This is a genomic window from Pseudomonas sp. B13(2017) (genome assembly GCF_002113245.1).
Taxonomy (GTDB): domain Bacteria; phylum Pseudomonadota; class Gammaproteobacteria; order Pseudomonadales; family Pseudomonadaceae; genus Aquipseudomonas; species Aquipseudomonas putida_Z.
In genome coordinates, this window is record NZ_NEJX01000007.1 from 58,157 (window position 1) to 83,769 (window position 25,613).

Sequence of the window (25,613 nt, forward strand, 5' to 3'; positions counted from 1 at the left end):
CATGGGTTACCGCCTGTCGAAGATCTACACCCGCACCGGCGACAAAGGCGAAACCGGCCTGGGCGACGGGCGTCGGGTGCCCAAGGACCACCCACGGATCGAGGCGATTGGCGAGGTGGACAGCCTGAACAGCCAGCTGGGTTTGCTGCTGGCGGGGCTGGCCGAACAAGGGTTGGATGAGGTGAGCGCAGTGTTGGCGCCGTGTCAGCACCGCCTGTTCGACTTGGGCGGTGAGCTGGCGATGCCCAGTTATCAGGCGTTGAACCTGGCGGAAGTGGAACGCCTGGAAGCAGCGATCGATGTGTGGAATGAAGAGCTGGGGCCGTTGAAGAACTTCATCTTGCCCAGTGGCTCGGCGCTGGTGGCACAGGCGCATGTGTGCCGGAGCCTGGCGCGCAGTGCGGAGCGGCGGTGCCAGCAGCTGAATGCGCTGGAGCCGTTGGCGGGGGTTGGGTTGGCGTATATCAACCGGCTTTCGGATCTGCTGTTCGTGGCGGCGCGGATCATTGGGCGGCGGCAGGGGGTGGCTGAGGTTTTGTGGCAACCTGCTGAAAAGCCGCTGGGCTGATATTTTTGGGGCTGCTGCGCAGCCCATCGCCGGCAAGCCAGCTCCCACAGAGCCCGGTCTGTGCTGCCTCTGTGGGAGCTGGCTTGCCGGCGATGGGCCGCAAAGCGGCCCCAATTACAGGCAACTCAGATCTCAGGCCAGAACGCCCGGATCCCGGCCACACCCTGTGCCCCCGCTTCCCAGGCCTGCTCGCGCTCACCCGGGCCTACCCCACCCAGCAGGTAGACCGGCTTGTTGAACCCGGCAATCAACCGCTGTGCCTCGTCCCACCCCAGCAGCACCGCCTCAGGGTGTGTCAGGGTTGCCTGCACCGGCGACAAGGTGACGAAGTCCACGCCCATCTGCTCCGCCAGCGCCAGCTCTTCGGCACTGTGGCAGGACGCCGCCAGCCAGCGCTCCTTGGGGAACGGCCGGCCGTTGGCGGCATACTTGCGCAGTTGTGCAGCCGTCAGGTGCCAACCCGCGGCTGGGAAGTCACCCAGCCACTCCAGCGGCCCCTTGAGCATCAACTGCGCCTTGCCCGCGCACAGGCCGACCGCATCCACCGCCACATCGCGGTACTTGGGGTCGTACATGTCCGGGGCACGCAACTGGATCAGGCGAATGCCGCTGGCCACCGCCTTCTGGATGCCCTTGAGCATCTGCGGCACTTCCAGGCCATCGGGGGTGATCAGGTACTGGTCCGGCAGGCGCGCGGCTGCAACGATCGGTTTATTGGCCTCGGGGAATTCGTACTGGGGCAAATCACGTGGGGCAACCCATTCCAGCGGCTGGCCCTCGGCGCCATGCGGCTCGCCGGTGAACGCCTCGACCTCGCGCACGTCCAGCAGCACCTGCTTGTCCGGGTAGTCGTGGCTGACCTTGATCAGCGCACGCGAACGGCTTACCTCGATGCCCAGCTCCTCGCGCAGCTCGCGGGCCAGCGCCGCCTCGACGCCCTCACCCTCTTCCACCTTGCCGCCCGGGAATTCCCACAGGCCGCCCTGGTGCTGGGTATCGGCACGCCGTGCGATCAGAATGCGGCCGTCAGTACCACGAATGACAGCGGCTACAACATGAATCCGTTTCACCCTTCACGCTCCGCCAGGCCAGCCTGCTGCCAGGCCTGGAAGGCCGGCCAATGGTAAATGGTTTCGATATAGGCCGCCGCCTCCGCAGGCACTTCCACGCGGTAGGTGCGCAGGCGTACGGCCACCGGGGCGAAGAAGGCATCGGCCAGGCTTGGCTTGCCGAACAGGAACGGGCCGCTGTCCTTGGCCACCAGGCGGCATTCGGACCACAGTGCAACGATACGGTCGATATCGATTTGAACCTCCAGCGGCACGCTGTCCAGCGCCTGGTCGCGCGACAGGTCGAACGGCATGGCACCGCGCAGGGCGAAGAAGCCGCTGTGCATCTGCGCGCAGGCCGAACGGGCCTGGGCCCGAGCCGCCACGTCGGCAGGCCACAGCTGGGCGTCGGGGTGGCGTTCGTTGAGGTATTCGGCAATGGCCAGCGAGTCGGCGATGACACCGTGCTCGGTCTTGAGCAGCGGTACCTTGCCGGTGGCAGAGAAGGCGAGGATGCGCTGACGGGTGTCAGGCTGGTTGAGTTTGATCAGTGTTTCTTCGTAAGGCACGCCAGCCAGCTCGAGGGCCAGGGCGCCACGCAGCGACCAGGAGGAATACAGCTTGTCGCCGATGATCAGGTGATAGCTCATGGTTCGGCTCCATCGTTTGGGAATTTTGGGGCTGCTTTGCAGCCCTTTCGCGACACAAGGCCGCTCCCACATGGGGCGGTGTACGCAGGTCCTTGTGGGAGCGGCCTTGTGTCGCGATGGGCCGCAACGCGGCCCCAATTACATCAGGTACGGTACTCGGCGTTGATCTTCACGTACTCGTGGGACAGGTCGGTGGTCCAGATGGTTTCGCTGCACTGGCCACGGCCCAACTCGATGCGGATGGTGATCTCTTCCTGGGCCATTACCTTGGCGCCCTGGTCTTCGGTGTAGCTCGGGCTGCGGCCGCCTTTGCTGGCAATGCACACGCTGTCCAGGTACACATCGATCAGGCTCACATCCAGCTCCGGTACGCCGGCACGGCCAACGGCGGCGAGGATACGGCCCCAGTTGGGGTCGGAAGCGAACAGCGCGGTCTTGATCAGTGGCGAGTGGGCCACGGCGTAGCCGACGTCCAGGCACTCCTGGTGGTTGCCACCGCCGTTGACCTGCACGGTAACGAACTTGGTGGCGCCTTCGCCGTCACGGACGATGGCCTGGGCCACTTCCATGCACACTTCGAACACCGCCTTCTTCAGCGCTTCGAACAATGCGCCGCTGGCTTCGGTGACTTCCGGCAGGTTGGCCTTGCCGGTGGCGATCAGCATGCAGCAGTCGTTGGTCGAGGTGTCGCCATCGATGGTGATGCGGTTGAACGACTTGTTGGCGCCGTCCAGCATCAGGTCCTTGAGTACCGCCGGGGCAACCTTGGCGTCGGTGGCGATGTAGCCGAGCATGGTAGCCATGTTCGGACGAATCATGCCTGCACCCTTGCTGATGCCGGTGACGGTAACGGTCACGCCATCGTGCTGGAACTGGCGGCTGGCACCCTTGGGCAGGGTGTCGGTGGTCATGATGCCGGTGGCGGCTTCGGCCCAGTGGTTTTCCGACAGGTTGTCGAGGGCGGCCTGCAGCGCGCCTTCGATCTTCTCGACCGGCAGCGGCTCGCCGATTACGCCGGTGGAGAACGGCAGTACCGACTCGGCCGGTACGCCAGCCAGTTCGGCCAGCTTGGCGCAGGTGCGCTCGGCGGCGGCCAGGCCTGGCGCGCCGGTGCCGGCGTTGGCGTTACCGGTGTTGGTCAGCAGGTAGCGCACGGTGCCCTGCACACGCTGCTTGGACAGGATCACCGGCGCTGCGCAGAAGGCGTTGAGGGTGAACACGCCAGCCACGCTGGAGCCTTCGGCGCAGCGCATGACCACCACATCCTTGCGCCCCGGGCGCTTGATGCCGGCAGAAGCGATGCCGAGTTCAAAACCCGGAACCGGGTGCAGGGTGGGCAAAGGACCAAGACCAACAGCCATTAGAGCGCTCCTAGAAAATACGGTTGATATCGAAAAACGGGGCCGCTTCGCGCCCCATCGCGACACAAGGCCGCTCCCACATAGGACGGCGCAGCGTTGCGGCTGTGCGCTATCCCTGTGGGAGCGGCCTTGTGTCGCGATAGGGCCGCACCGCGGCCCCAATTCAGGTCAGATCACTCGATCTGCCCGTGGCAATGCTTGAACTTCTTGCCCGAACCACACCAGCACGGCTCGTTGCGGCCCAGCTTCTGCTCGTTGCGCACCGGTGCCGAGGCGACGGCCACTTCGGCGCCCTCCTCGTTCAGTTGCTCGCTTTCCAGGCCCGGGGCAGCGGCATGCTGGAACTGCATGCGGCTGGCCAGTTCCTCGGCCTCGCGGCGCAGGCGGGCTTCCTCTTCGACCGGGTCTTCGCGGCGTACCTGAACGTGCGACAGCACACGGATGGTGTCGCGCTTGATCGACTCGAGCAGCTCCTGGAACAGGCTGAAGGATTCGCGCTTGTACTCCTGCTTCGGGTTCTTCTGCGCATAACCACGCAGGTGGATACCGTGACGCAGGTGGTCCATGGTCGACAGGTGGTCTTTCCACAGGTCATCCAGCACGCGCAGCAGGATCTGCTTCTCGAAGGTACGCAGGGCTTCGATACCGGCCTGGTCTTCCTTCTCGGTGTACGCGGTGGTGATTTCGTTCAGCAGCTTCTCGCGCAGGGTCTCTTCGTAGAGGTGATCGTCCTCGTCGAGCCACTGCTGGATCGGCAGCTTCATGGCGAAATCGCTGGCAAGCGAAGCTTCCAGACCGGCCACATCCCACTGCTCTGGCAGCGACTGCGGCGGAATGTGCTGGCTGATGGTAGCGTCCAGTACTTCCTTGCGGAATTCGACGATGGTGTCGCCAATGTTCTCGGCGGCCAGCAGGCTGTTGCGCATGTGGTAGATCACCTTGCGCTGCTCGTTGGCCACGTCGTCGTATTCCAGCAACTGCTTGCGGATGTCGAAGTTGCGGCCTTCGACCTTGCGCTGGGCCTTCTCGATGGCGTTGGTGACCATGCGGTGCTCGATGGCCTCGCCGGACTGCATGCCCAGCGCCTTCATGAAGTTCTTCACCCGGTCAGAGGCGAAGATACGCATCAGGCTGTCTTCCAGCGACAGGTAGAAGCGGCTGGAGCCCGGGTCGCCCTGACGGCCGGAACGGCCACGCAGCTGGTTGTCGATACGGCGCGATTCGTGGCGCTCGGAAGCGATCACGTGCAGGCCACCCGTCTCGATCACCTGCTGGTGACGCTTCTGCCAGTCGGCCTTGATCTGGGCGATCTGCTCGGCGGTCGGGTTTTCCAGGGCAGCCACTTCGGCTTCCCAGTTACCGCCCAGCAGGATGTCGGTACCACGGCCGGCCATGTTGGTGGCGATGGTAAGGGCACCTGGCGCACCTGCTTGCGCGATGATCTCGGCTTCCTTCTCGTGGTACTTGGCGTTGAGCACCTTGTGGTCGATACCTTCCTTCTTCAGGAGGTTGGACATGTGCTCGGAGGTTTCGATGGTCGCAGTACCCACCAGCACCGGGCGGCCCTGCTTCATGCTTTCCTTGATGTCGGCGATGATCGCGGCGTATTTCTCGTCGGCGGTCAGGTACACCAGGTCATTGAAGTCTTTACGCGCCAACGGCTTGTTCGGCGGAATGACCATCACGTTGAGCCCGTAGATCGACTGGAACTCGAACGCTTCGGTGTCGGCGGTACCGGTCATGCCGGACAGCTTGGTGTAGAGGCGGAAGTAGTTCTGGAAGGTGGTCGAAGCCAGGGTCTGGCTCTCGGCCTGGATGTTCAGGTTCTCTTTGGCTTCGATGGCCTGGTGCAGGCCTTCGGACAGACGACGGCCCGGCATGGTACGGCCGGTGTGCTCGTCGATCAGCAGGACCTGGCCGTCCTGGACGATGTATTCGATGTTGCGGTGGAACAGCTTGTGCGCGCGCAGGCCGGCGTAGACGTGGGTCAGCAGGCTCAGGTTATGCGCCGAGTACAGGCTCTCGCCCTCGGCCAGCAGGCCGGACTGGGTGAGCATCTCTTCGATGAACTGGTGACCGGCTTCGTTCAGCTCGACCTGACGGCTCTTCTCGTCGATGGTGAAGTGGCCTTCCTGGGTGACCTGGCCCTCGACCTCTTCGATGTGCTGGGTAAGGCGCGGGATCAGACGGTTGATCTCGATGTACAGCTTGGAGCTGTCCTCGGCCTGACCGGAGATGATCAGCGGGGTACGCGCTTCGTCGATGAGGATGGAGTCGACTTCGTCGATCACGGCGAAGTTCAGTTCACGCTGGAACTTCTCGTCCTGGCTGAACGCCATGTTGTCGCGCAGGTAGTCGAAACCGAATTCGTTGTTGGTGCCGTAGGTGATGTCGGACGCGTAGGCGGCGCGCTTTTCTTCCGGCGGCTGGAAGGCCGAGACGATGCCGACCGACAGGCCGAGGAACTCGTACAGCGGGCGCATCCAGTTGGCGTCGCGGCGGGCCAGGTAGTCGTTGACGGTGACCACGTGCACGCCCTTGCCAGACAATGCGTTGAGGTACACGGCCAGGGTACCGACCAAGGTCTTGCCTTCACCGGTACGCATTTCTGCGATCATGCCCTCGTGCAGGGTCATGCCACCGATCAGCTGCACGTCGAAGTGGCGCATGCCCATCACGCGCTTGCCGGCCTCACGGGCCACGGCGAAGGCTTCAGGCAGCAACTGGTCCAGTGTCTCGCCTTTGGCCAGGCGCTCCTTGAACTCTGCGGTCTTGCCCCGCAGTTGCTCGTCGGAGAGGGCCACCATCTTCTCTTCGAGAGCATTGACGATGTTCACCGTCTTGAGCATGCGTTTGACTTCACGCTCGTTCTTGCTTCCAAAAAGTTTCTTTAACAAAGGCGCAAACATATCGGCAGGATCTTCCACACGTAGGGATGGAGGGCGGCCCCATGAGTCGCCCGTGCAGCCCTGAGGCCGCATGCGAACGAGCATTCTACCCGGAAACGATGGTGAGGAAAGTGGTGGATTTCCACGATGCTTGTACAGCGTTTTGGCGGGGGCTTGTTTTAGATAGGGGCATTTTCCCTGAGTTCAAGGTTCGGGAAGATGAAACGTATCGAGAATGAGTCTTGTCCTTGGTTGCCTGCACGGGCCTCTTCGCGGGCTTGCCCGCTCCCACAGGATCACCACAGGTCTCAAGTGTTGCGAAATACCTGTGGGAGCGGGCAAGCCCGCGAAGAGGCCGGTGCAGGCTACAAGAGGTGTTAAACTGCCGATCTTGTAACCTCATGCACATACCCATGGCCTACAAACCCTCCCCCGCCCAGCCGCCCTCGGCCCTGCTCCGCCAGGTCCGCCCGCTGCGCCTGCTGCTGAACCAGGCCGAACGCCTGGAGCACCTGCAGCGCCTGCTGGAAAGCCAGCTGCAACCAGCCGCCCGCGAGCACTGCCATGTGGCGTCGTGGCGCGATGGCACATTGTTGCTGGTGGTAACCGACGGCCACTGGGCAACCCGCCTGCGCTATCAGCAGAAACGCCTGATGTCGGCATTACAGGCCATGGAGGCGTTCGCCAACCTCAGGCGCATCCAGTACAAGGTCCAGCCCCCGCTGGTGCCAGCCAAGCGTGGTGGCCATGCTGCAGAACTGTCCAATAACGCAGCCGAGAGCCTGCGCGATACCGCCGAGGGCATCACTGACCCCAAGCTGCGCGCAGCACTGGAAAGGCTGGCAGCTCACGCCCAGGACAAGCGCTGACACCTTCGGGACTGCTGCGCAGTCCATTCGCGGGCACGCCCGCTCCCACAGGGTGCCCACTGCCTCTGGAGCGGCGCAGGACCTGTGGGAGCGGGCGTGCCCGCGAATGGCCGGACCTGCCGGGCAAAATGCGTCAGCCATAAAAAAGGCCACCCGAAGGTGGCCTTAATGAACTAGAGAGTGTTCGAACTTACACGGCCGCAACAGGGCGCATGTACGAGATCGGTGCCGTGCTGGCATCTTCGAAGGTGACCACTTCCCAGGCATCGGTTTCGGCAATCAGCTTGCGCAACAGCTGGTTGTTCAGCGCGTGGCCGGACTTGTAGCCCTTGAACTCGCCGATCAGGCTGTTGCCCAGCAGGTAAAGGTCGCCAATGGCGTCGAGGATCTTGTGCTTGACGAATTCGTCATCGGAACGAAGGCCGTCTTCGTTGAGCACACCGGTCTCGTCGACCACGATGGCGTTCTCGACACTGCCACCCAGCGCAAGGTTGTGCTTGCGCAGGTACTCGATGTCACGCATGAAACCGAAGGTACGGGCGCGACTGACTTCCTTCACGAACGAGGTGCTGGAGAAGTCGACGACCGCACTCTGGGTCTGGCCCTTGAGGACCGGATGATCGAAGTCGATCTCGAAGCTCACCTTGAAACCGTCGAAAGGCAGGAAAGTGGCGCGCTTGTCGCCCTCTTCCACGGTTACCTCACGCAGGATGCGGATGAACTTCTTGGCTGCGTCCTGTTCTTCCAGGCCGGCAGACTGAATCAGAAATACAAAGGGTCCGGCGCTGCCATCCATGATCGGCACTTCCGAGGCGGAGAGCTCGACGTAGGCGTTATCGATGCCCAGGCCCGCCATGGCGGAGAGCAGGTGCTCGACCGTATCGACCTTGACGTCACCGTTGACCAGCGTCGTCGACATAGTTGTCTCGCCGACGTTGGCCGCGCGCGCCGGGATTTCGACCACAGGGTCGAGGTCGGCGCGGCGGAAGACGATGCCGGTGTCAACAGGTGCAGGCTTGAGGGTCAGGTAAACCTTCTCCCCGGAGTGCAGACCGACACCTGTGGCACGGATGGTATTCTTCAGGGTGCGTTGTTTAATCATGGCATTGGCCGCTTCAGCGCAAATTGCGAACAGGTATCAACAAAGGCTGGGGATGATAACAGACCCAACCTTTGATGAATACCAATCACCTTTATACCCCTGATAAATTCCATTAATCAGCCTGACGACGCAGGAATGCCGGGATATCGAGGTAGTCCAGGTCATCCTGAGGGTTCAGTTTAGCGGCTGCAGCAGCACCTGCATGGGCCTGGTTGCGCATTACGGTCGGGCGCTCCAGGTCACGGTAGTTGACCGCAGGCTGCTCCTGGCGAACCGGAGCCGGGTTGGAAGCCTCATATGCCTGCTGGGCAGTCTGCAGGGTGTTGTCGACCACCTTCACAGGCTTCTCGATGCGCGCGCCCAGGCCGGTGGCCACTACGGTCACGTGCAGCTCGTCACGCATGTCCGGGTCGATCACGGTGCCGACCTTGACCATGGCGTGGTCGGAGGCGAAGGCTTCGATGATGCTACCCACGTCGGAGTACTCGCCCAGCGACAGGTCAGGGCCTGCGGTGATGTTCACCAGGATGCCGCGGGCGCCCTGCAGGTTGACGTCTTCCAGCAGCGGGTTGCGGATCGCTGCCTCGGTGGCTTCACGCGCACGGTTCGGGCCGCTGGCGCAGCCAGTACCCATCATGGCCATGCCCATTTCACCCATCACGGTACGCACGTCGGCGAAGTCGACGTTGATCATGCCCGGGCGCTTGATGATATCGGAGATACCGCGCACGGCACCGGCCAGTACGTCGTCGGCCTTGGCGAAGGCGGACAGCAGGCTGGCATCCTTGCCCAGGATGGTCAGCAGCTTCTCGTTGGGGATGGTGATCAACGAGTCGACGCTTTCGGCCAGCATGCGGATGCCTTCATCGGCGATCTGCATGCGCTTGCGGCCTTCGAACGGGAACGGACGGGTCACCACGGCAACGGTGAGAATGCCCATTTCCTTGGCCACTTCGGCGATGATCGGCGCTGCACCGGTACCGGTACCGCCGCCCATGCCAGTGGTGATGAACACCATGTTGGTGCCCTGCAGCACTTCAGCGATGCGCTCACGGTCTTCCAGCGCGGCCTGGCGGCCGACTTCCGGATTGGCACCGGCACCCAGGCCCTTGGTCACGCCAGTGCCCAATTGCAGGATGGTGCGCGCGCCGATGTTCTTCAGCGCCTGAGCATCGGTGTTGGCGCAGATGAATTCCACGCCTTCGATGCTGCTCTTGACCATGTGGTTGACGGCGTTGCCGCCACCACCGCCAACACCGATCACTTTGATGACCGGGCTTTGCGGGACGTTGTCTACGAGCTCGAACATTTTCCCTCTCCTTACAGTTCTCTAGTTGTCGCGCCTACCACTACTGCTTTGAAACTTAGAAATTGCCCTGGACCCAGCGCTTGAAGCGTTCAAGCACTGGAGCCTTCGGTTCATCGCCATAGCTGTTGTTGCTGCTGTTACCGGTCAGGGGCAGGTCTTCGGTCTGCTTCTGCAGGCCGTAGGTGAGCAAGCCCACGCCGGTGGAATAGATCGGGTTGCGAACCACGTCGCTGAGCCCCCGAACGCTGTGCGGCACGCCCAGGCGTACCGGCATGTGGAAGATTTCCTCGGCCAGTTCCACGGCGCCTTCCATCTTGGCGGTGCCACCGGTGAGGACGATGCCGGCCGGCACCAGGTCCTCGTAGCCGCTGCGGCGCAGTTCGGCCTGGATCAGGGTGAAGAGCTCGTCGTAACGTGGCTCCACCACCTCGGCCAGGGCCTGGCGCGACAGCTCGCGCGGTGGGCGATCACCCACGCTTGGCACCTTGATGGTCTCGCCAGCGCCAGCCAGTTTGGCCAGGGCGCAGGCGTAGCGGATCTTGATTTCTTCGGCGTACTGGGTCGGGGTACGCAGGGCCATGGCGATGTCGTTGGTCACCTGGTCGCCGGCAATCGGGATCACCGCGGTGTGACGGATCGCGCCCTCGGTGAAGATGGCGATGTCGGTGGTGCCACCACCGATGTCCACCAGGCACACGCCCAGCTCTTTTTCATCGTCGGTCAGCACCGAGTAGGCCGAGGCCAGCTGCTCGAGGATGATGTCGTCGATTTCCAGGCCGCAGCGGCGTACGCATTTTTCGATGTTCTGCGCCGCGTTGACCGCGCATGTGACCACGTGGACCTTGGCTTCCAGACGTACGCCAGACATGCCCAGCGGCTCGCGCACGCCTTCCTGGTTGTCGATCACGTAGTCCTGCGGCAGGGTGTGCAGCACGCGCTGGTCAGCCGGGATGGCAACGGCCTGGGCGGCGTCGAGTACGCGCTCCAGGTCGGCCAGGCTGACCTCGCGGTCGCGGATGGCGACGATGCCGTGGGAGTTCAGGCTGCGGATGTGATTGCCGGCCACGCCGACGAAGGCCGAGTGGATGCGGCAGCCGGCCATCAGCTGCGCTTCTTCCACGGCGCGCTGGATCGACTGCACGGTGGACTCGATGTTCACCACCACGCCTTTTTTCAGGCCGCGGGACGGATGGGTACCGATCCCGACGATTTCCAGGGTGCCGTCCTCGCCCACTTCACCCACCAGCGCCACCACCTTGGAGGTGCCGATGTCCAGCCCGACGATCATTTTGCCGCTATGCGCGTTTGCCATGGTCCTGCCTCTCTCTAATTCTTCGCAACGGCGGGTTGGGCCGTCGTCGGTGCAATCGGTTCCCGCCAACCAACGGCAAGTCCGTTGGAGTAACGCAGATCAATGCGGGCGATAGTGCTGATCTGGTCTTTGAGTGTCTTGTCGTAAATGGCAATGAAACGGCGCATCTTCTCCACCAGATGGTCGCGCCCCAGCAGCAGCTCGATGCCCGGCCCGGCGCTGCTCGCGCCCGTGGTCAGGAACCAGCTGCCTCGCTCGCGCAGCTCCAGGCGAGCGATGGAAAAGCCCAGGGGGCGCAGCATCTGGCTCAATACCTGATACTGCTGCATCACTTGTTGCTGAGCACGCTGCGGCCCGGCCAGCTGCGGCAGGTGCTCGTAGTTGGCCAGTTCGCGCGGGGTGAAGGCCTGGCCCTGGTTGTTGAGCAAGGCTTCGTCACCCCAGCGCGCCACCGGCAACTGTTCTTCCAGGCGGATCACCACCTCGTCGGGCCACACCCGGCGCACTTCGGCGTGGGCGATCCACGGCATCTGCTCGAGCTCTGCGCGCATCGCCGGCAGGTCGACACTGAAGAAGCTCGCTGCCACGTAGGGCGCGATACGCTGCTGTACCGACTGCTGGCTGATGTAGCTGAGGTCGCCCTGCACGTCGATCTTGGTGATCGGCCGGTCGGCGTACGGCATCAGCCGAATGGCGCCCTCGTAGGCGCCAAACCCGGCCGCCACCAGCAGCACCGGCCACAGCAGGCGCTTGAGACCACCCAGGCTTGGCCGCGGCAGGCGCGCCGATACGGGCTCGTCGGCCACCAGCCGGCTGGCACCACGCGGCACCGGCTTGCTACGGCCGGTAACGGGTTGCTGCTGACGTATCATCGCGCCTTGCATGGTTGTTAACCTCGCGTCGCCACGCTTTCGGCCAGGATCGCCAGCACCAGTTGCTGGAAGTCCAGGCCGGCCGCGCGGGCCGCCATGGGCACCAGGCTATGGTCGGTCATGCCGGGTGCGGTGTTGACTTCGAGCAGCCAGAACCGGCCCTGCTCGTCCTGCATCACGTCCAGCCGCCCCCAGCCTTCGATGCCGATGGCATCGCAGGCGCGCGCGGTCAGGTCGATCAGTTCCTGTTCCTTGACGCTGTCCAGGCCGCACGGAATGCGGTACTGGGTATCGTTGGCGATGTACTTGGCGTCGTAGTCGTAGAACACGTGCGGCGTACCCAGGGCGATCGGCGGCAGCACCTGGCCGCGCAGTACCGCGACGGTGAACTCCGGCCCGTGGATCCACTGCTCCACCAGTACCTGGGAATCGTATCGGGCGGCATCCTGCCAGGCGGCGACCAGTTCCTGGGCGCTGTTCACCTTGGCCATGCCGATGCTGGAACCTTCATGGGCGGGTTTGACGATAAGCGGGAAGCCCAGTTCCGTACTGGCCTGCAAACAATCGCTTTCGCTCGCCAGCACCGCGTGGCGCGGGGTCGGAATGCCCAGGCTCTGCCACACCTGCTTGGTGCGCAGCTTGTCCATGGCCAGTGCCGAGGCAAGGATGCCACTGCCGGTGTAGGGGATGCCCAGGCACTCGAGCAGGCCTTGCATGCTGCCGTCTTCACCGCCACGACCGTGGAGGATGATGAAGGCGCGATCGATCTTCTCGCTTTGCAGGCGGTCGAGCAGGTCGTCACCCACGTCGATGGCGACCACGTCGACACCGGCGGTGGTCAGCGCGTCGATCACTGCGGCGCCGGACTTGAGCGACACTTCGCGCTCGGCGCTCTTGCCGCCGTACAGCACCGCGACGCGGCCGAACGCCTTGACGTCCAGGGTCGAGTGCAGTTTGTCGTAGGCGCTGGTCATTTCGACTTCTCCTGCTTGGCGCCAGCGAACAGCGGGCTTTTCATCAATTGAGGGGCCAGGCCGCCGACATCACCGGCACCCTGGCAGATCAGGATGTCGCCAGCGCGCAGCAGTGGCTTGACCAGCGGCGCCAGGTCGACGCCACGCTCGATGTAGATCGGGTCCAGCTTGCCGCGCTGGCGGATGCTGTGGCACAGCTGGCGGCTGTCGGCGCCGGGGATCGGCTCTTCGCCGGCCGGGTAGACCTCCATCAGCAGCAGCACGTTGGCATCGCCCAGCACCTGGACGAAATCGTCGTACAGGTCGCGGGTACGGCTGTAGCGGTGCGGCTGGTAGACGATCACCAGGCGACGGCTTGGCCAACCGCCGCGCACGGCCTGGATAACCGCAGCCACTTCGGTCGGGTGGTGGCCGTAATCGTCGACCAGCATCACGCTGCCGCCTTCGACCGGCAGTTCGCCGTACACCTGGAAGCGGCGGCCGACGCCCTGGAAGCCGGACAGGCCCTGGACGATGGCTTCGTCGGTGATGCCTTCGTCGGTGGCGATGGCGATGGTGGCCAAGGCATTGAGCACGTTGTGGTTGCCGGGCATGTTCACCGACACCTCCAGCGGCTCGCGGTCGCGGCGCAGCACGGTGAAGTGGGTCTGCATGCCCATCTGGCGCACGTTGATGGCGCGGATGTCGGCCTCGTCGCTGAAGCCATAGGTCACGGTCGGGCGCTTGACCTGTGGCAGGATCTCGCGCACTACCGGGTCGTCCAGGCACATCACGGCCAGGCCATAGAACGGCAGGTTGTGCAGGAACTCGACGAAGGTTTTCTTCAGTTTGTTGAAGTCACCTTCGTAGGTCGCCATGTGGTCGGCGTCGATGTTTGTGACCACGGCTACCATCGGTTGCAGGTGCAGGAAGCTGGCATCGCTCTCGTCCGCTTCGGCAATCAGGTAGCGGCTGGTACCCAACTGGGCATTGGTGCCGGCCGCGGTCAGGCGGCCACCGATGACGAAGGTCGGGTCCAGGCCGCCAGCGGCGAACACCGAGGCCAGCAGGCTGGTAGTGGTGGTCTTGCCGTGGGTGCCGGCAACGGCCACGCCATGGCGATAGCGCATCAGCTCGGCGAGCATCTCGGCACGCGGCACCACCGGAATGCGCCGCTCGAGGGCGGTTGCGACTTCCGGGTTGGCCGGGTTGATGGCGCTGGACACCACCAGCACATCGGCGGTGGCGGCGTTCTCGGCGCGGTGGCCGACGAAGATCTCGGCGCCGAACGATTCCAGGCGCTCGGTGACCGGGGAGGCCTTCAGGTCGGAACCGGACACTTCATAGCCCAGGTTCAGCAACACTTCGGCAATGCCGCACATGCCCACGCCGCCGATACCGACGAAGTGGATACGGCGGATACGGCCCATCTTCGGCTGAGGCATGGCTTTCTGGCTCTCAACCATGGGCCACCTCCAGGCAGATATCGACCACGGTGCTGGTTGCGGCAGGTTTGGCCAGGCGCCGTGCGGTGCCTGCCATGACGTTGAGTTTCTCGGGTTGCATCAGCACCTCGTTCAGGCGTTCAGCGAGCTGCGCTGCGCCAGTTGTCGCTTGTGGCATCAGGAAGGCAGCGCCTTCCCGGGCCAGATATTGGGCGTTGTGGGTCTGGTGGTCGTCGATCGCGTGGGGCAATGGCACCAGCATCGAAGGCAGGCCCGCTGCCGCCAGCTCGCTGACGGTCAGGGCGCCGGCCCGGCACACCACAATGTCGGCCCAGCCATAGGCTTGGGCCATGTCCTTGATGAAGGGCTCTACCTGAGCCTCGACGCCCGCCTCGTGATAACGCTCGGCGGTGGCCGGCGCGTGTTGCTTGCCGGCCTGGTGGAATACCTCTGGCCGCAGCGCGGCGGGCACTTCGGACAGGGCCTTAGGCAACAATTTGTTCAATGGTTCCGAACCCAGGCTGCCGCCCATCACCAGCAGGCGCGCACGGCGCTCGGCCAGGGGCGCGCGCAGGGCGTCCATGAACAGTTCCGGGCGCACCGGGTTGCCGGTGGTGCGCAGTTTGTCGCTGGCGGCGAAGGTGGCCGGGAAGGCTTCGCACACACGCGCAGCCAACGGCAGCAGCAAGCGGTTGGTGGTACCGGCGCGGGCGTTCTGCTCGTGGATCACCAGCGGTACGCCGCACAGGCGTGCGGCCACGCCGCCGGGGCCAGTCACATAACCACCGAAGCCGACCACGCATACCGGCTTGAGCTCACGCACGATACGCCGCGCCTGCAACACGGCCTTGACCAGGGTGAACGGTGCCTTGAGCAACGACAGCTTGCTCTTGCCGCGCAGGCCACTGACCTGGATCAGGTGCAGCGGCAGGCCGGCCTGGGGCACCAGTTCATTCTCGATACCGCGCGGGGTGCCCAGCCAGTGCACGCTGTAGCCGCGCGCCTGGAATTCACGGGCGCAGGCCAGGGCCGGGAACACGTGGCCCCCGGTGCCGCCCGCCATGATCAGTACGTTCTTGCCGTCAGCGGCCATGATTGGTCTCCTCGGCAAAATCGCTTTCGCTGAATTCGTGCTCCTCACTGCCCAGGTGCGTGCGGCTTTCCCACTCGATACGCAGCAACAGGCCCACACAGGCACAGCAGATCACCAGCGAACTGCCCCCGTAGCTGAGGAACGGCAGGGTCAGGCCCTTGGTCGGCAGCAGGCCGACGTTCACACCGATGTTGATCAGGAACTGGCCGATCCACAGGAAGGCCAGGCCGAAGGCAACATAAGCGGCAAAGAACTGCTTGGCTTTTTCTGCCCACAGGCCGATATACAGGGCACGCACAGTCACGAATACGAACAGCGCGATAGTCAGCAGCGAGCCGACCACCCCGAGTTCTTCGGCCAGTACCGAGAACACGAAGTCGGTGTGCGCTTCAGGCAGGTAGAACTGCTTCTGCACGCTGTTGCCCAGGCCAACGCCCAGCCACTCGCCACGGCCGAAGGCAATCAGCGCCTGGGTCAGCTGGTAGCCCGAGCCGAACTGGTCGGACCACGGGTCGGTAAAGGTAATCAGGCGCGCCATCCGGTAAGGCTGCGCCTGTACCAGGACGAACACCGCGACCACCGCCAACACGACCATCAGGCTGAAGCGGAACAGCCCCACCCCGCCGAGGAACAGCATGGCCGCCGCCGCGCCCATCATCACCACGGTGGCACCGAAGTCCGGCTCCATCAGCAGCAGGGCAGCCATGGGCAGCAGCACGATGAACGGCTTGAAGAAGCCCATCCAGGTTTCGCGTACCTCGGTCTGCCGGCGCACCAGGTAGCCGGCCAGGTAGACGACCACGAACACCTTGGCAATTTCCGAAGGCTGCACGTTGAAGAAGCTGAAGCCGATCCAGCGCATGGAGCCGTTCACTTCGCGGCCGATACCCGGCACCAGCACCAGTACCAGCAGGCCGAAGGCACCCAGCAGCATCATGAAGCCCATGCGCTGCCAGGTGGCGATCGGTACCAGCATGGTGGCGCCACAGGCGACCAGGCCGAGGAACACGTACACCAGGTGGCGGAACATGTGGTAAAGCGGGTTGCCCGACTGCACCGCAGCCACTTCCGAGGACGCCGAGGTGATCATCACCAGGCCCAGGCCCAGCAATGCCAGGCAGCCGGCAAGCATCGCGAAGTCCAGGTCGATGCCACGGCCGCTGATCAGCGGCGACGGATAGGGCTTGAGGATGCCGAAGATCATGCAAGGCCTCCCGCTGCCTGGGCGAACAGGCGCCCGCGTTCTTCGAAGTTCTTGAACATGTCGAGGCTGGCGCACGCCGGCGACAGCAGCACGGCATCACCCGCCTGGGCCAGTTCGGCGCATTGCTGCACGGCGTCGTCGAGGGTCTTCACGCGGACCAGTTGCACGCCATCGCCCAGGGCTTCGGCCAGGCGCTCGGCATCACGGCCAAGCAGTACCACGGCACGGCAGAAGCGCTTGACCGGCTCGCGCAGCGCGGCGAAGTCGGCGCCCTTGCCATCGCCACCGGCGATCAGCACCAGCTTGCCTTCGATGTCGGCACCCAGGCCTTCGATGGCGGCCAGGGCAGCACCAACGTTGGTGGCCTTGGAATCGTCGTACCAGTTAACGCCGTTACGCTCGCGCACCCACTGGCAACGGTGGGCCAGGCCGCCGAACTCGCGCAGTGCCTCGAGCATCGGTTCGAACGGCAGGCCGGCAGCATGCCCCAGGGCCAGTGCCGCCAGGGCGTTGCTCTGGTTGTGGGCGCCACGAATCTTCAGCTCACGCGCCGGCATCAGCGCCTGGAACTCGAACGCCAGGTATTTCTCGCCGTCCACTTCGCGCAGGCCGAAGGCCTTGAAGTCCGGCTGGTTGAGGCCGAAGGTCCAGCATGGGCGGCCTTCCACCGGCAGCGGCCGGCTCAGGGCGTCCTGGCGGTTGACCACGACCTGGCGGGCACCACGGAAGATCCGGTGCTTGGCCAGGTGGTAGGCCGGCAGGCCGCTGTAGCGGTCCATGTGGTCTTCGCTGATGTTCAGCACGGTGGCCACTTCGGCGTTGAGCTGGTCGGTGGTTTCCAGCTGGAAGCTGGACAGTTCCAGCACGTACAGCTCGACGTCATCGGCCAGCAGGTCCAGCGCCGGGGTACCGAGGTTGCCGCCCACCGCCACGCGCTTGCCCGCCTTGGCGGCCATTTCGCCAACCAGGGTGGTGACGGTGCTCTTGGCGTTGGAGCCGCTGATGGCAATGATCGGAGCCTTGGCGTGGCGGGCGAACAGTTCGATGTCACCGGACAGCTTCACGCCACGCGCGGCCGCCTGCTGCAGGGCCGGGGTGGCCAGGGCCAGGCCGGGGCTGACGTACAGCTCGTTGGCGCGGCACAGGAAGTCCACGTCCAGTTCACCACAGCGCACTTCCACCTGCGGGTAATCACGGCGCAGGGTGTCCAGTTCCGGCGGTTGCTCGCGGGTGTCGGCGACCGCAAAGGCAATGCCCCGGCTCGCCAGGAAGCGAACCAGGGACATGCCGCTCTTGCCGAGGCCGACAACGATGCGGAATTGGTCGGAAGCGATCAGGGACACGCTCATCTACCTCAGTTTCAGGGTTGCAAGGCCGACCAGCACCAGGATCACGGTGATGATCCAGAAGCGGACGATCACCCGTGGCTCTGGCCAGCCCTTGAGTTCAAAGTGGTGGTGGATCGGCGCCATGCGGAACACGCGCTTGCCGGTCAGCTTGAAGGAGGCAACCTGGATCACCACCGACAGGGTTTCCATGACGAACACGCCGCCCATGATGAACAGCACGATTTCCTGGCGGACGATCACGGCGATGGTGCCCAGCGCGGCGCCCAGCGCCAGCGCGCCGACGTCACCCATGAATACCTGCGCCGGGTAGGTGTTGAACCACAGGAAGCCCAGGCCGGCACCGATCAGCGCGCCGCAGAACACGATCAGCTCGCCCGAGCCCGGCACGTAGGGGATCAGCAGGTATTCGGCGAACTTCACGTTGCCCGACAGGTAGCAGAAGATGCCCAGGGCACCGCCGACCATCACCGTCGGCATGATCGCCAGGCCGTCGAGGCCGTCGGTGAGGTTGACCGCGTTGCTCGAACCGACAATGACGAAGTAGGTCAGCACGACGAAGCCGATGCCCAGTGGAATGGTGACATCCTTGATGAACGGCAGGATCAGCGTGGTTTCGACGCTGGTCGGCGCGGTCTTGTACAGGAAGATGGCTGCAGCCAGGCCGAACACCGACTGCCAGAAGTACTTCCAGCGGCTTGGCAGGCCACGCGAGTTCTTTTCGATCACCTTGCGGTAGTCATCGACCCAGCCGATGGCACCGAATGCCAGGGTAACGATCAGCACCACCCACACGTAGCGGTTGGTCAGGTCGGCCCACAGCAAGGTGCTGACGGCGATCGCGGACAGGATCAGCGCCCCACCCATGGTCGGGGTGCCGGACTTGGACAGGTGCGATTGCGGGCCGTCGTTACGCACGGCCTGGCCGATCTGGCGGATTTGCAGGGTACGGATCATCCACGGCCCCAGCCACAGCGCCAGGGACAACGCGGTCAGCACACCCAGAATCCCGCGCAGGGACAGGTACTGGAAGACCGCGAAGCCTTTGTGGAACTGTTGCAGATACTCGGCCAACAGCAGCAGCATTAATGTTTCTCCCCGCTGGCACCGCACAATGCCGCCACGACGTTTTCCATCGCAGCGCTGCGCGAGCCCTTGATCAAGATAGTGGTGTCGCTGGCATTCTCGGCGCCAACCGCGTCGATCAGCTCAGCTTGAGTAGCGAAATGGCGGCCATTGGCGCCGAACGCCTTGACCGCGTGTGTCATGTTGGAACCCACTGCGTACAGGGCGTCGACCTTGCCACGCGCGTAGTCACCCACCTGACGGTGGCCTTCTTCCGCCCATTGCCCCAGTTCGCCGATATCTCCAAGCACCAGGACGGTGCGTCCGGAAAAGCCGGCGAGTATATCAATGGCCGCGCACATGGAGGTGGGATTTGCGTTGTAACTGTCGTCGATCACGCGCACACCGTTCGGCGCGATCTGCGCCACGGTACGGCCCTTGACCGGCTGCACGGCAGCCAGGCCGGCGGCGATGCCGCTCAGGCTCAGACCAACGGCATGGGCAGCGGCGGCGGCGGCCAGGGCATTGCTGACGTTGTGCTCACCGAGCACATCGAGTTGCACGTCTACCACATCACCAGCGCCGTGCAGCTTGAACGACGGGCAACCACGGGCATCACGACCGATGTCCGTGGCATGGAAATCGGCCTTTGCATTGCTGCGGGCGAAGCTGAAGACCTTGTGCGCGCCGGCGCGTGCCTTCCAGATATCAAAGGCCTTGTCGTCCAGGTTGAGGATGGCGATACCGCCCTCGCCCAGGCCTTCGAGGATCTCGCCCTTGGCTTCGACGATCTTTTCCGGGCCGCCGAACTCGCCAACGTGGGCGGTACCAGCGTTGTTGATGATGACCACCTGGGGCCGGGTCAGGCCGACGGTGTAGCGGATCTCGCCAATGCGCGAGGCGCCCAGTTCGATTACCGCGGCACTGTGCTCGGGGGCGATCTCCAGCAGGGTCAGCGGCGCGCCGAGGTCGTTGTTCAGGTTGCCGCGGGTGGCGTGCACCAGGCCACGGGTGCGCAGGATGCTGGCGAGCATCTCCTTGACCGTGGTCTTGCCGCTGGAACCGGTGATGGCCACCACCGGCTTGTCGAAGGCAGCACGGTTCAGCGCGCCAAGCTGGCCGAGGGCCAGGCGGCAATCGGCGACCAGCAGCTGCGGCAGGTCGACATCGGCCACTTCACGCTCGACCAGGGCCGCGACAGCGCCCTTGGCCTTCACATCGGCCAGGTAGTCGTGGCCATCGAAGCGCGGGCCGGCCAGGGCGACGAACAGTTGCCCGGCGCCAACACTGCGGCTGTCGATGCTGACGCCGGTGAAGGTGGCGTCGGCACCGACTTGTTGACCACTCAGTGCTGTGGTCAGCTGGCTGAGTGACATCGGCTTAAGCATGTGGAGCCTCCCAGGCTGCAAGTGCCTTTTCGGCCTCGATCAAATCGGAGAAATCATGGCGCTCGCCATTGATCTCCTGGTAATCCTCGTGCCCCTTGCCGGCCAGCACGATCACATCGTCGGCAGCGGCAGTGGCGATCAGGTGTGCGATGGCTTCGCCACGACCGGCAACGAACTCGACCTCGGCAGGACTGGCGAAACCGGGACGGATGTCATCGAAAATGCGCAGCGGGTCTTCAGTACGCGGGTTGTCGTCGGTGACCAGCACTCGGTCGGCCAGGCGTTCGGCCACTTCGGCCATCAGCGGACGCTTGCCGCGGTCTCGGTCGCCGCCGCAGCCGAACAGGCACAGCAGCTTGCCGTGCGCGTGCGGGCGCAGGGCTTCGAGCACTTTCTCCAGGGCGTCCGGGGTGTGTGCGTAGTCGACCACCACCAGCGGCTTGTCGCCCCCGCCCAGGCGCTGCATGCGGCCGATCGGCCCCTGCAGCTGTGAGGTGACCTCGAGGATTTCGTCCAGCGCATAGTCCAGCGCCAACAGGGTCGCCACGGCGGCTAGCATGTTGCTCAGGTTGAAGCGGCCCAGCAACTGGCTGCGCAGGGTACGTTCGCCCTGGGCGGTGACCAGGGTGGCGCGCACGCCATCGTCATTGAACACGGCTTCGCGGCAGAACAGCGAGGCCTCCGGCTTCTCCAGGCTGTAGCTGAGCAACCGGGTCTCGATATGGTCGACACTCGGGCGGCGCGCAAAATCGGCGGCCAGGCGACGGCCGAAATCGTCATCCAGGTTGACCACCTGGCAGCGCAAGCTCGGCCAGGCGAACAGCTTGGCCTTGGCGGCCTCGTAGGCCTCCATGCTGCCGTGGTAGTCCAGGTGGTCGCGGGACAGGTTGGTCATGACCGCGATGTCGAATTCCAGCGCGGCGACCCGGCCCTGCTCCAGGGCGTGGGAGGAAACCTCCATGGCCACGGCCTTGGCGCCACCTTTCTTGAGATCGTTGAGGGTCGACTGCACGGCGATCGGGTCGGGCGTGGTCAGGCGGCCACTCTGCAGCTCACCATAGAAGCCGGTACCCAGGGTGCCGATCAGGCCGCAACGCTGGCCAAGCAAGTCCAGCGCCTGGGCCACCAGCTGGGTGACGCTGGTCTTGCCGTTGGTACCGGTCACACCCACCAGGTTCAGCTGGCGGCTCGGTTCGCCATAGAAGCGCCCTGCGATATCCGAAAGCTGGGCGATCAGGCCCTTGACCGGGATGAGCGGCGCGTCGGTGATTGGCAGGACGTTCGCGCCCTGCTCTTCATAGGCCACGGCGGCAGCGCCACGCGCCAGGGCATCGGCGATATGCTCGCGGCCATCGACCTTGGCGCCCGGCACGGCCAGGAACAGATCGCCCGGGCGCACATTGCGGCTGTCCAGGGTCAGTTCACGGATCAGCGGGTCACGGCTGGCGTGAGCGAAAAGCTTGCTCAATGGCATTGTCATCATCCACGCCCTCCCTTGGCGGTTGCTGCTGCATTGACTTGCGATTGTTCGACGGGTGCTGGCGGCGGCAGGTTGTCTGGCGGCACGTTCATCAGGCGCAGGGTGCCGGACATGACCTTGCTGAACACCGGCGCCGAAACCAGGCCGCCGAAGTAGCCGCCCTTGCCTGGTTCGTCGATGACCACGACGATGGCGTAGCGCGGGTCGCTCATCGGACCGAAGCCGGCGAACAGCGAGCGGTAGGCGTTTTCGGTGTAGCCCTTGGAGCCCACGGTGGCTTTACGCGCGGTACCGGACTTGCCGGCCACGTGGTAGAACGGCACCTGGGCGCGGAACACGCCGCGCGGTGCTTCAATCACCTGCTGCAGCATGCCCTGGACGGTTTCGGCGGTTTCCTTCGGAATGGCCTGCACGGCTTCCGGGGCCTTGTCGACCTTGAGGATCGACAGCGGCACCATCTTGCCGTCGTTGGCCAGCGCCGCGTAGGCATGCACCAGTTGCAGGGCGGTGACCGACACGCCATAGCCATAGGACAGGGTCGCGGTCTCTGCCTTGCGCCACTCGCGGTGGTTGGGCAGGTTGCCGACGCGCTCGCCGGGGAAGCCAAGGCCGGTGTACTGGCCCAGGCCGACCTGGGACATGACCCGGTAGATGGCCTCGCCGCCGATGTCGAAGGCGATCTTGCTCATGCCGACGTTACTGGAGTTGATCAGGATGCCGGTCAGGTCGAGGATCGGGCCCTCGCTCCTGGACACGTCCTTGATGGTGTAGCGGCCGATCTGCAGGCTGCCCGGGTACACCTCGACCTTGTCGGTCGGCTTCCAGCGGCCACTTTCCAGTGCCGCGCTCATGGAGATCGGCTTGACCGTGGAGCCCGGCTCGAACACGTCGATGATCGCGCGGTTACGCATGGCGGCCGGGAACATGCTGCGACGGTTGTTGGGGTTGTAGGTCGGCTGGTTGACCATCGCCAGGACCTCACCGGTCTTGACGTCCATGATCACCAGGCTGCCGGCCTTGGCGTCCTGTTCGGCAATGGCGTTGCGCAGCTCGCGGGTGGCCAGGTACTGCAGGCGCAGGTCTATCGACAACGCCAAGGTCTTCCCGGCCTTGGCGTTCTTGGTTACCTGGATGTCCTTGATCAGCCGGCCGCGCCGGTCCTTGATCACCTGCCGCTTGCCGGGTACGCCGGCCAGCCACTCGTCATAGGCCAGTTCCACCCCTTCGCGACCGTGGTCGTCGAGGTCGGTGAAGCCGACCATGTGCGCGGTGACATCACCGGCCGGGTAGAAGCGGCGGAATTCTTCCAGGCCGTACACACCCGGCACTTTCAGGTCGAGTACATGCTGGCCCTGCTCCGGGGTAAGGCCGCGGACCAGATAGATGAACTCTTTGCTGGCCTGCTGGGTCAGGCGCTCGGTCAGCTGCTGCGGGTTCTGCCCCAGCGCTGCCGCCAGCTGTGGCCAGCGGTCCTTGGAGGCCTGCATTTCCTTGGGGTTGGCCCACAGGGTGGTGACCGGGGTACTGACCGCCAGCGGTTCACCGTTGCGGTCGGTGATCAGGCCGCGGTGAGCCGGGATAGGGATGTGACGCAGGCTGCGCGCATCGCCCTGGCCCTTGAGGAAGTCACGGTCGACCACCTGCAGGTCGATGATGCGCCAGCAGATGGCACCGACCATCAGCGCCAGCAAGCCGATCACCACGCGGAAGCGCCATGGGTAGAGTGCGCCTTCGAGCTTCATCATGGCGCCACCATCCGCACTTCGTCAGCCGAAGGTACGCGCATCTTCAGTTGCTCGGAAGCCAGGTTTTCGATGCGGCTGGCGGCGGTCCAGGTGCTTTGCTCGAGGATCAGCCGGCCCCACTCGGCCTGGGCCTTGTCGCGTTCGTTCAACTCGCCGTACAGGGTGTTGAGCAACTGGCGGTTCCAGTGCGCGCTATAGGACACGGCGATGGCCGAAATCAGCACGGCAACGAACAGCAGAAGCATCAGGAAGCTTCCGCCTGGCAAGGGTTTGGCAAACAGCCTGCTCACCGCAGCTTCTCCGCCACCCGCATCACGGCGCTGCGCGCCCGCGGGTTGGCCTTGAGCTCGGCTTCGGAGGCGAACTGGGCCTTGCCGATGAGCTTGATTTTCGGCTCGAAGGCCTTGTGCTGAACCGGCAGGTTGCGTGGCAGGTTGTCGGCCTCGCCCTTGACCAGCTTGCGCATGAACAGCTTGACGATGCGGTCTTCCAGCGAGTGGAAACTGATGACTGCCAGGCGCCCGCCAACTTCCAGCGCTTCGAGCGCTGCCTCAAGACCGGTCTCTAGGTCGCCCAGCTCGTTGTTGACGTGAATGCGCAGGCCCTGGAAGGCACGGGTAGCCGGGTTCTTGCCCTTTTCCCAAGCCGGGTTGGCCACCTTGAGCACTTCCGCCAGGTCGGCGGTACGGGTGAACGGCTGCTTTTCGCGGCGCTCCACCACAGCACGCGCCATGCGCCCGGCAAAGCGCTCCTCGCCGTATTCCTTGAATACGCGGGCGATCTCTTCCACCGGCGCAGTGGCGATGAACTCGGCGGCGCTGATGCCCTGGTCCGGGTTCATACGCATGTCCAGCGGGCCGTCATTGAGGAAGCTGAAGCCACGCTCGGGGTCATCCAGCTGCGGCGAGGAAACGCCCAGGTCCAGCAATACGCCGCTGACCTTGCCATCCAGGCCGCGCTCGGCCACTTCCGCGCCCAGCTCGGCAAAGCTGCGCTGCACAATGACAAAGCGGCCGTCTTCGGCCGCCAGCGCTTGCCCCGTGGCAATCGCCTGTGGATCTTTGTCGAAACCCAGCAGCCGCCCTTGCGGCCCGAGCTTGCTGAGAATCAGCCGGCTGTGCCCGCCACGGCCGAAAGTGCCGTCCAGATAGCAACCGTCGGCGCGCAGGGCCAATGCCTCGACAGCTTCGTCGAGCAGGACGGTAATGTGGTTGAAGCCGCTATCTATGGTCACAGGATCAGGTCACGCAATTCGTCGGGCATGGCGCCCGGTTGTTGAATAGCTGCAAGGTCGGCTGCCGAAACCGCGTTCCAGGCATCTTCATCCCACAGCTGGAATTTGTTCAGTTGCCCCACCAGCATCGCCTTCTTATCGAGCTTGGCGTACTCACGCAGACGGGGCGGCACCAGGAAACGCCCGCTGCCATCGAGCTCCAGGTCAACCGCATTACCGATCAGCAAACGCTGCAGGCGGCGGTTTTCCTCACGCAACGATGGCAAGGCACGCAACTTGGCTTCTATCTGTTCCCACTCATCGAGGGGATAAACACACAAGCAGGGGTCAACGGCGTCGATGGTCACGATCAGCTGACCATTGCAACGCGAATCGAGCTCGTCACGGTACCGGCTCGGCATGGCGAGACGGCCCTTGGCATCGAGGCTGACGGCGTTGGCTCCGCGGAACACGGCTGCGATTCCCCACAATGTTAGCTTTTTTGTGCCAGAAAACCCACTTCATCCCACTTTCTGCCACTTGCGCACACTATAGGAATCCGCCCGCAGCACCGTCAAGGCACGTTCGGAAGGAAAAGCCTTACAGGACCGAGATTTAGCGCAATAAAGGAATGCGGAAGGACTACCGAGGAGAAAAAAACACGAGAAAAATCAAACCCACGCAGGCGAATGGAGTTCGAA

Annotated in this window: 22 protein-coding genes; 2 read left to right on the top strand and 20 right to left on the bottom strand. The window is 64.2% G+C overall.

The genetic code is table 11. The annotated features are described in order from the left end of the window. The first annotated feature begins 1 nt into the window (after position 1). A complete protein-coding gene (locus CAG44_RS11640; protein ID WP_085592121.1) occupies positions 2–568 on the top strand; it encodes a cob(I)yrinic acid a,c-diamide adenosyltransferase in 567 nt (188 codons plus the stop codon). A gap of 125 nt (positions 569–693) precedes the next feature. On the opposite strand, the gene CAG44_RS11645 is transcribed toward CAG44_RS11640, so the two are convergent. From CAG44_RS11645 to secA, 4 genes are all read right to left on the bottom strand, one after another. Continuing rightward, positions 694–1,638, bottom strand: a complete 945-nt coding sequence (locus CAG44_RS11645; RefSeq protein WP_085692176.1) for a Nudix family hydrolase — start codon at positions 1,636–1,638, stop codon at positions 694–696. Continuing rightward, the gene (locus tag CAG44_RS11650; RefSeq protein ID WP_025340541.1) at positions 1,635–2,267 is read right to left on the bottom strand and encodes a glutathione S-transferase family protein; all 633 of its coding nucleotides are present in this window, start codon (positions 2,265–2,267) and stop codon (positions 1,635–1,637) included. Before CAG44_RS11650 ends, CAG44_RS11645 begins: the two co-directional genes overlap by 4 nt. A 143-nt stretch (positions 2,268–2,410) precedes the next feature. Beyond that, entirely contained in the window at positions 2,411–3,628 is a 1,218-nt protein-coding gene (gene argJ, locus CAG44_RS11655; protein WP_023662147.1) for a bifunctional glutamate N-acetyltransferase/amino-acid acetyltransferase ArgJ, read from the bottom strand. 173 nt (positions 3,629–3,801) lie between these two features. Then, positions 3,802–6,537 carry a preprotein translocase subunit SecA gene (secA, locus tag CAG44_RS11660; protein ID WP_075046258.1) on the bottom strand — a complete coding sequence of 912 codons (2,736 nt, stop codon included), beginning with the start codon at positions 6,535–6,537 and terminating at the stop codon, positions 3,802–3,804. A gap of 392 nt (positions 6,538–6,929) precedes the next feature. On the opposite strand from secA, the gene CAG44_RS11670 reads away from it, so the two are divergent. Beyond that, entirely contained in the window at positions 6,930–7,385 is a 456-nt protein-coding gene (locus tag CAG44_RS11670) for a DUF721 domain-containing protein (protein WP_085592128.1), read from the top strand. A 190-nt stretch (positions 7,386–7,575) separates the two neighbouring features. Here the strand turns inward: CAG44_RS11670 and lpxC are convergent, their stop codons facing one another. The 16 genes from lpxC to mraZ form a co-directional block, all read right to left on the bottom strand. Next, the gene (lpxC, locus tag CAG44_RS11675) at positions 7,576–8,487 is read right to left on the bottom strand and encodes a UDP-3-O-acyl-N-acetylglucosamine deacetylase (RefSeq protein ID WP_003260771.1); all 912 of its coding nucleotides are present in this window, start codon (positions 8,485–8,487) and stop codon (positions 7,576–7,578) included. A 112-nt stretch (positions 8,488–8,599) separates the two neighbouring features. Beyond that, positions 8,600–9,796, bottom strand: a complete 1,197-nt coding sequence (gene ftsZ / locus CAG44_RS11680) for a cell division protein FtsZ (RefSeq protein WP_003251871.1) — start codon at positions 9,794–9,796, stop codon at positions 8,600–8,602. A gap of 55 nt (positions 9,797–9,851) precedes the next feature. Next, entirely contained in the window at positions 9,852–11,108 is a 1,257-nt protein-coding gene (ftsA, locus tag CAG44_RS11685; protein ID WP_015271706.1) for a cell division protein FtsA, read from the bottom strand. Between the two features lie 14 nt (positions 11,109–11,122). After that, positions 11,123–11,992, bottom strand: a complete 870-nt coding sequence (locus CAG44_RS11690) for a cell division protein FtsQ/DivIB (RefSeq protein ID WP_025340544.1) — start codon at positions 11,990–11,992, stop codon at positions 11,123–11,125. Between the two features lie 5 nt (positions 11,993–11,997). Further along, positions 11,998–12,954 carry a D-alanine--D-alanine ligase gene (locus tag CAG44_RS11695; protein WP_015271707.1) on the bottom strand — a complete coding sequence of 319 codons (957 nt, stop codon included), beginning with the start codon at positions 12,952–12,954 and terminating at the stop codon, positions 11,998–12,000. Continuing rightward, positions 12,951–14,399, bottom strand: a complete 1,449-nt coding sequence (murC, locus tag CAG44_RS11700; RefSeq protein ID WP_013974110.1) for a UDP-N-acetylmuramate--L-alanine ligase — start codon at positions 14,397–14,399, stop codon at positions 12,951–12,953. The genes CAG44_RS11695 and murC overlap by 4 nt, the downstream gene beginning before the upstream one ends. After that, positions 14,392–15,471, bottom strand: a complete 1,080-nt coding sequence (gene murG, locus CAG44_RS11705) for an undecaprenyldiphospho-muramoylpentapeptide beta-N-acetylglucosaminyltransferase (RefSeq protein ID WP_085592134.1) — start codon at positions 15,469–15,471, stop codon at positions 14,392–14,394. Before murG ends, murC begins: the two co-directional genes overlap by 8 nt. After that, positions 15,461–16,675 (bottom strand): putative lipid II flippase FtsW, encoded by a 1,215-nt coding sequence (gene ftsW, locus CAG44_RS11710; protein ID WP_025340546.1) that lies wholly within the window; start codon positions 16,673–16,675, stop codon positions 15,461–15,463. The genes murG and ftsW overlap by 11 nt, the downstream gene beginning before the upstream one ends. Further along, on the bottom strand, positions 16,672–18,018 hold the full coding sequence (murD, locus tag CAG44_RS11715; protein WP_039613069.1) for a UDP-N-acetylmuramoyl-L-alanine--D-glutamate ligase: 1,347 nt from the start codon (positions 18,016–18,018) through the stop codon (positions 16,672–16,674). The genes ftsW and murD overlap by 4 nt, the downstream gene beginning before the upstream one ends. A gap of 6 nt (positions 18,019–18,024) precedes the next feature. After that, entirely contained in the window at positions 18,025–19,107 is a 1,083-nt protein-coding gene (mraY, locus tag CAG44_RS11720) for a phospho-N-acetylmuramoyl-pentapeptide-transferase (protein WP_025340548.1), read from the bottom strand. Then, entirely contained in the window at positions 19,107–20,474 is a 1,368-nt protein-coding gene (gene murF / locus CAG44_RS11725) for a UDP-N-acetylmuramoyl-tripeptide--D-alanyl-D-alanine ligase (protein ID WP_085692178.1), read from the bottom strand. The genes mraY and murF overlap by 1 nt, the downstream gene beginning before the upstream one ends. Then, positions 20,467–21,957, bottom strand: coding sequence for a UDP-N-acetylmuramoyl-L-alanyl-D-glutamate--2,6-diaminopimelate ligase (locus CAG44_RS11730; RefSeq protein ID WP_178076920.1), 1,491 nt, complete (start codon positions 21,955–21,957; stop codon positions 20,467–20,469). The genes murF and CAG44_RS11730 overlap by 8 nt, the downstream gene beginning before the upstream one ends. Beyond that, on the bottom strand, positions 21,954–23,696 hold the full coding sequence (locus CAG44_RS11735) for a penicillin-binding protein 2 (RefSeq protein ID WP_162276789.1): 1,743 nt from the start codon (positions 23,694–23,696) through the stop codon (positions 21,954–21,956). Before CAG44_RS11735 ends, CAG44_RS11730 begins: the two co-directional genes overlap by 4 nt. Beyond that, positions 23,696–23,989: a cell division protein FtsL gene (ftsL, locus tag CAG44_RS11740; RefSeq protein WP_025340552.1), complete on the bottom strand. Its 294-nt coding sequence runs from the start codon at positions 23,987–23,989 to the stop codon at positions 23,696–23,698. The genes CAG44_RS11735 and ftsL overlap by 1 nt, the downstream gene beginning before the upstream one ends. Continuing rightward, positions 23,986–24,933 (bottom strand): 16S rRNA (cytosine(1402)-N(4))-methyltransferase RsmH, encoded by a 948-nt coding sequence (rsmH, locus tag CAG44_RS11745; RefSeq protein ID WP_025340553.1) that lies wholly within the window; start codon positions 24,931–24,933, stop codon positions 23,986–23,988. Before rsmH ends, ftsL begins: the two co-directional genes overlap by 4 nt. Next, entirely contained in the window at positions 24,930–25,385 is a 456-nt protein-coding gene (gene mraZ, locus CAG44_RS11750; protein WP_004575120.1) for a division/cell wall cluster transcriptional repressor MraZ, read from the bottom strand. Before mraZ ends, rsmH begins: the two co-directional genes overlap by 4 nt. Positions 25,386–25,613: the final 228 nt, after the last annotated feature.

Coding starts and splice junctions, on each gene's coding strand:
- mraY (WP_025340548.1), bottom strand. CDS start 19,107: ATGCTGCTGCTGTTGGCCGAGTATCTGCAACAGTTCCACAAAGGCTTC.
- CAG44_RS11640 (WP_085592121.1), top strand. CDS start 2: ATGGGTTACCGCCTGTCGAAGATCTACACCCGCACCGGCGACAAAGGC.
- murF (WP_085692178.1), bottom strand. CDS start 20,474: ATGCTTAAGCCGATGTCACTCAGCCAGCTGACCACAGCACTGAGTGGT.
- CAG44_RS11695 (WP_015271707.1), bottom strand. CDS start 12,954: ATGACCAGCGCCTACGACAAACTGCACTCGACCCTGGACGTCAAGGCG.
- ftsW (WP_025340546.1), bottom strand. CDS start 16,675: ATGATCTTCGGCATCCTCAAGCCCTATCCGTCGCCGCTGATCAGCGGC.
- ftsZ (WP_003251871.1), bottom strand. CDS start 9,796: ATGTTCGAGCTCGTAGACAACGTCCCGCAAAGCCCGGTCATCAAAGTG.
- murC (WP_013974110.1), bottom strand. CDS start 14,399: ATGGTTGAGAGCCAGAAAGCCATGCCTCAGCCGAAGATGGGCCGTATC.
- secA (WP_075046258.1), bottom strand. CDS start 6,537: ATGTTTGCGCCTTTGTTAAAGAAACTTTTTGGAAGCAAGAACGAGCGT.
- CAG44_RS11730 (WP_178076920.1), bottom strand. CDS start 21,957: ATGATGACAATGCCATTGAGCAAGCTTTTCGCTCACGCCAGCCGTGAC.
- argJ (WP_023662147.1), bottom strand. CDS start 3,628: ATGGCTGTTGGTCTTGGTCCTTTGCCCACCCTGCACCCGGTTCCGGGT.
- CAG44_RS11650 (WP_025340541.1), bottom strand. CDS start 2,267: ATGAGCTATCACCTGATCATCGGCGACAAGCTGTATTCCTCCTGGTCG.
- lpxC (WP_003260771.1), bottom strand. CDS start 8,487: ATGATTAAACAACGCACCCTGAAGAATACCATCCGTGCCACAGGTGTC.
- ftsA (WP_015271706.1), bottom strand. CDS start 11,108: ATGGCAAACGCGCATAGCGGCAAAATGATCGTCGGGCTGGACATCGGC.
- CAG44_RS11670 (WP_085592128.1), top strand. CDS start 6,930: ATGGCCTACAAACCCTCCCCCGCCCAGCCGCCCTCGGCCCTGCTCCGC.
- CAG44_RS11735 (WP_162276789.1), bottom strand. CDS start 23,696: ATGAAGCTCGAAGGCGCACTCTACCCATGGCGCTTCCGCGTGGTGATC.
- murG (WP_085592134.1), bottom strand. CDS start 15,471: ATGGCCGCTGACGGCAAGAACGTACTGATCATGGCGGGCGGCACCGGG.
- CAG44_RS11690 (WP_025340544.1), bottom strand. CDS start 11,992: ATGCAAGGCGCGATGATACGTCAGCAGCAACCCGTTACCGGCCGTAGC.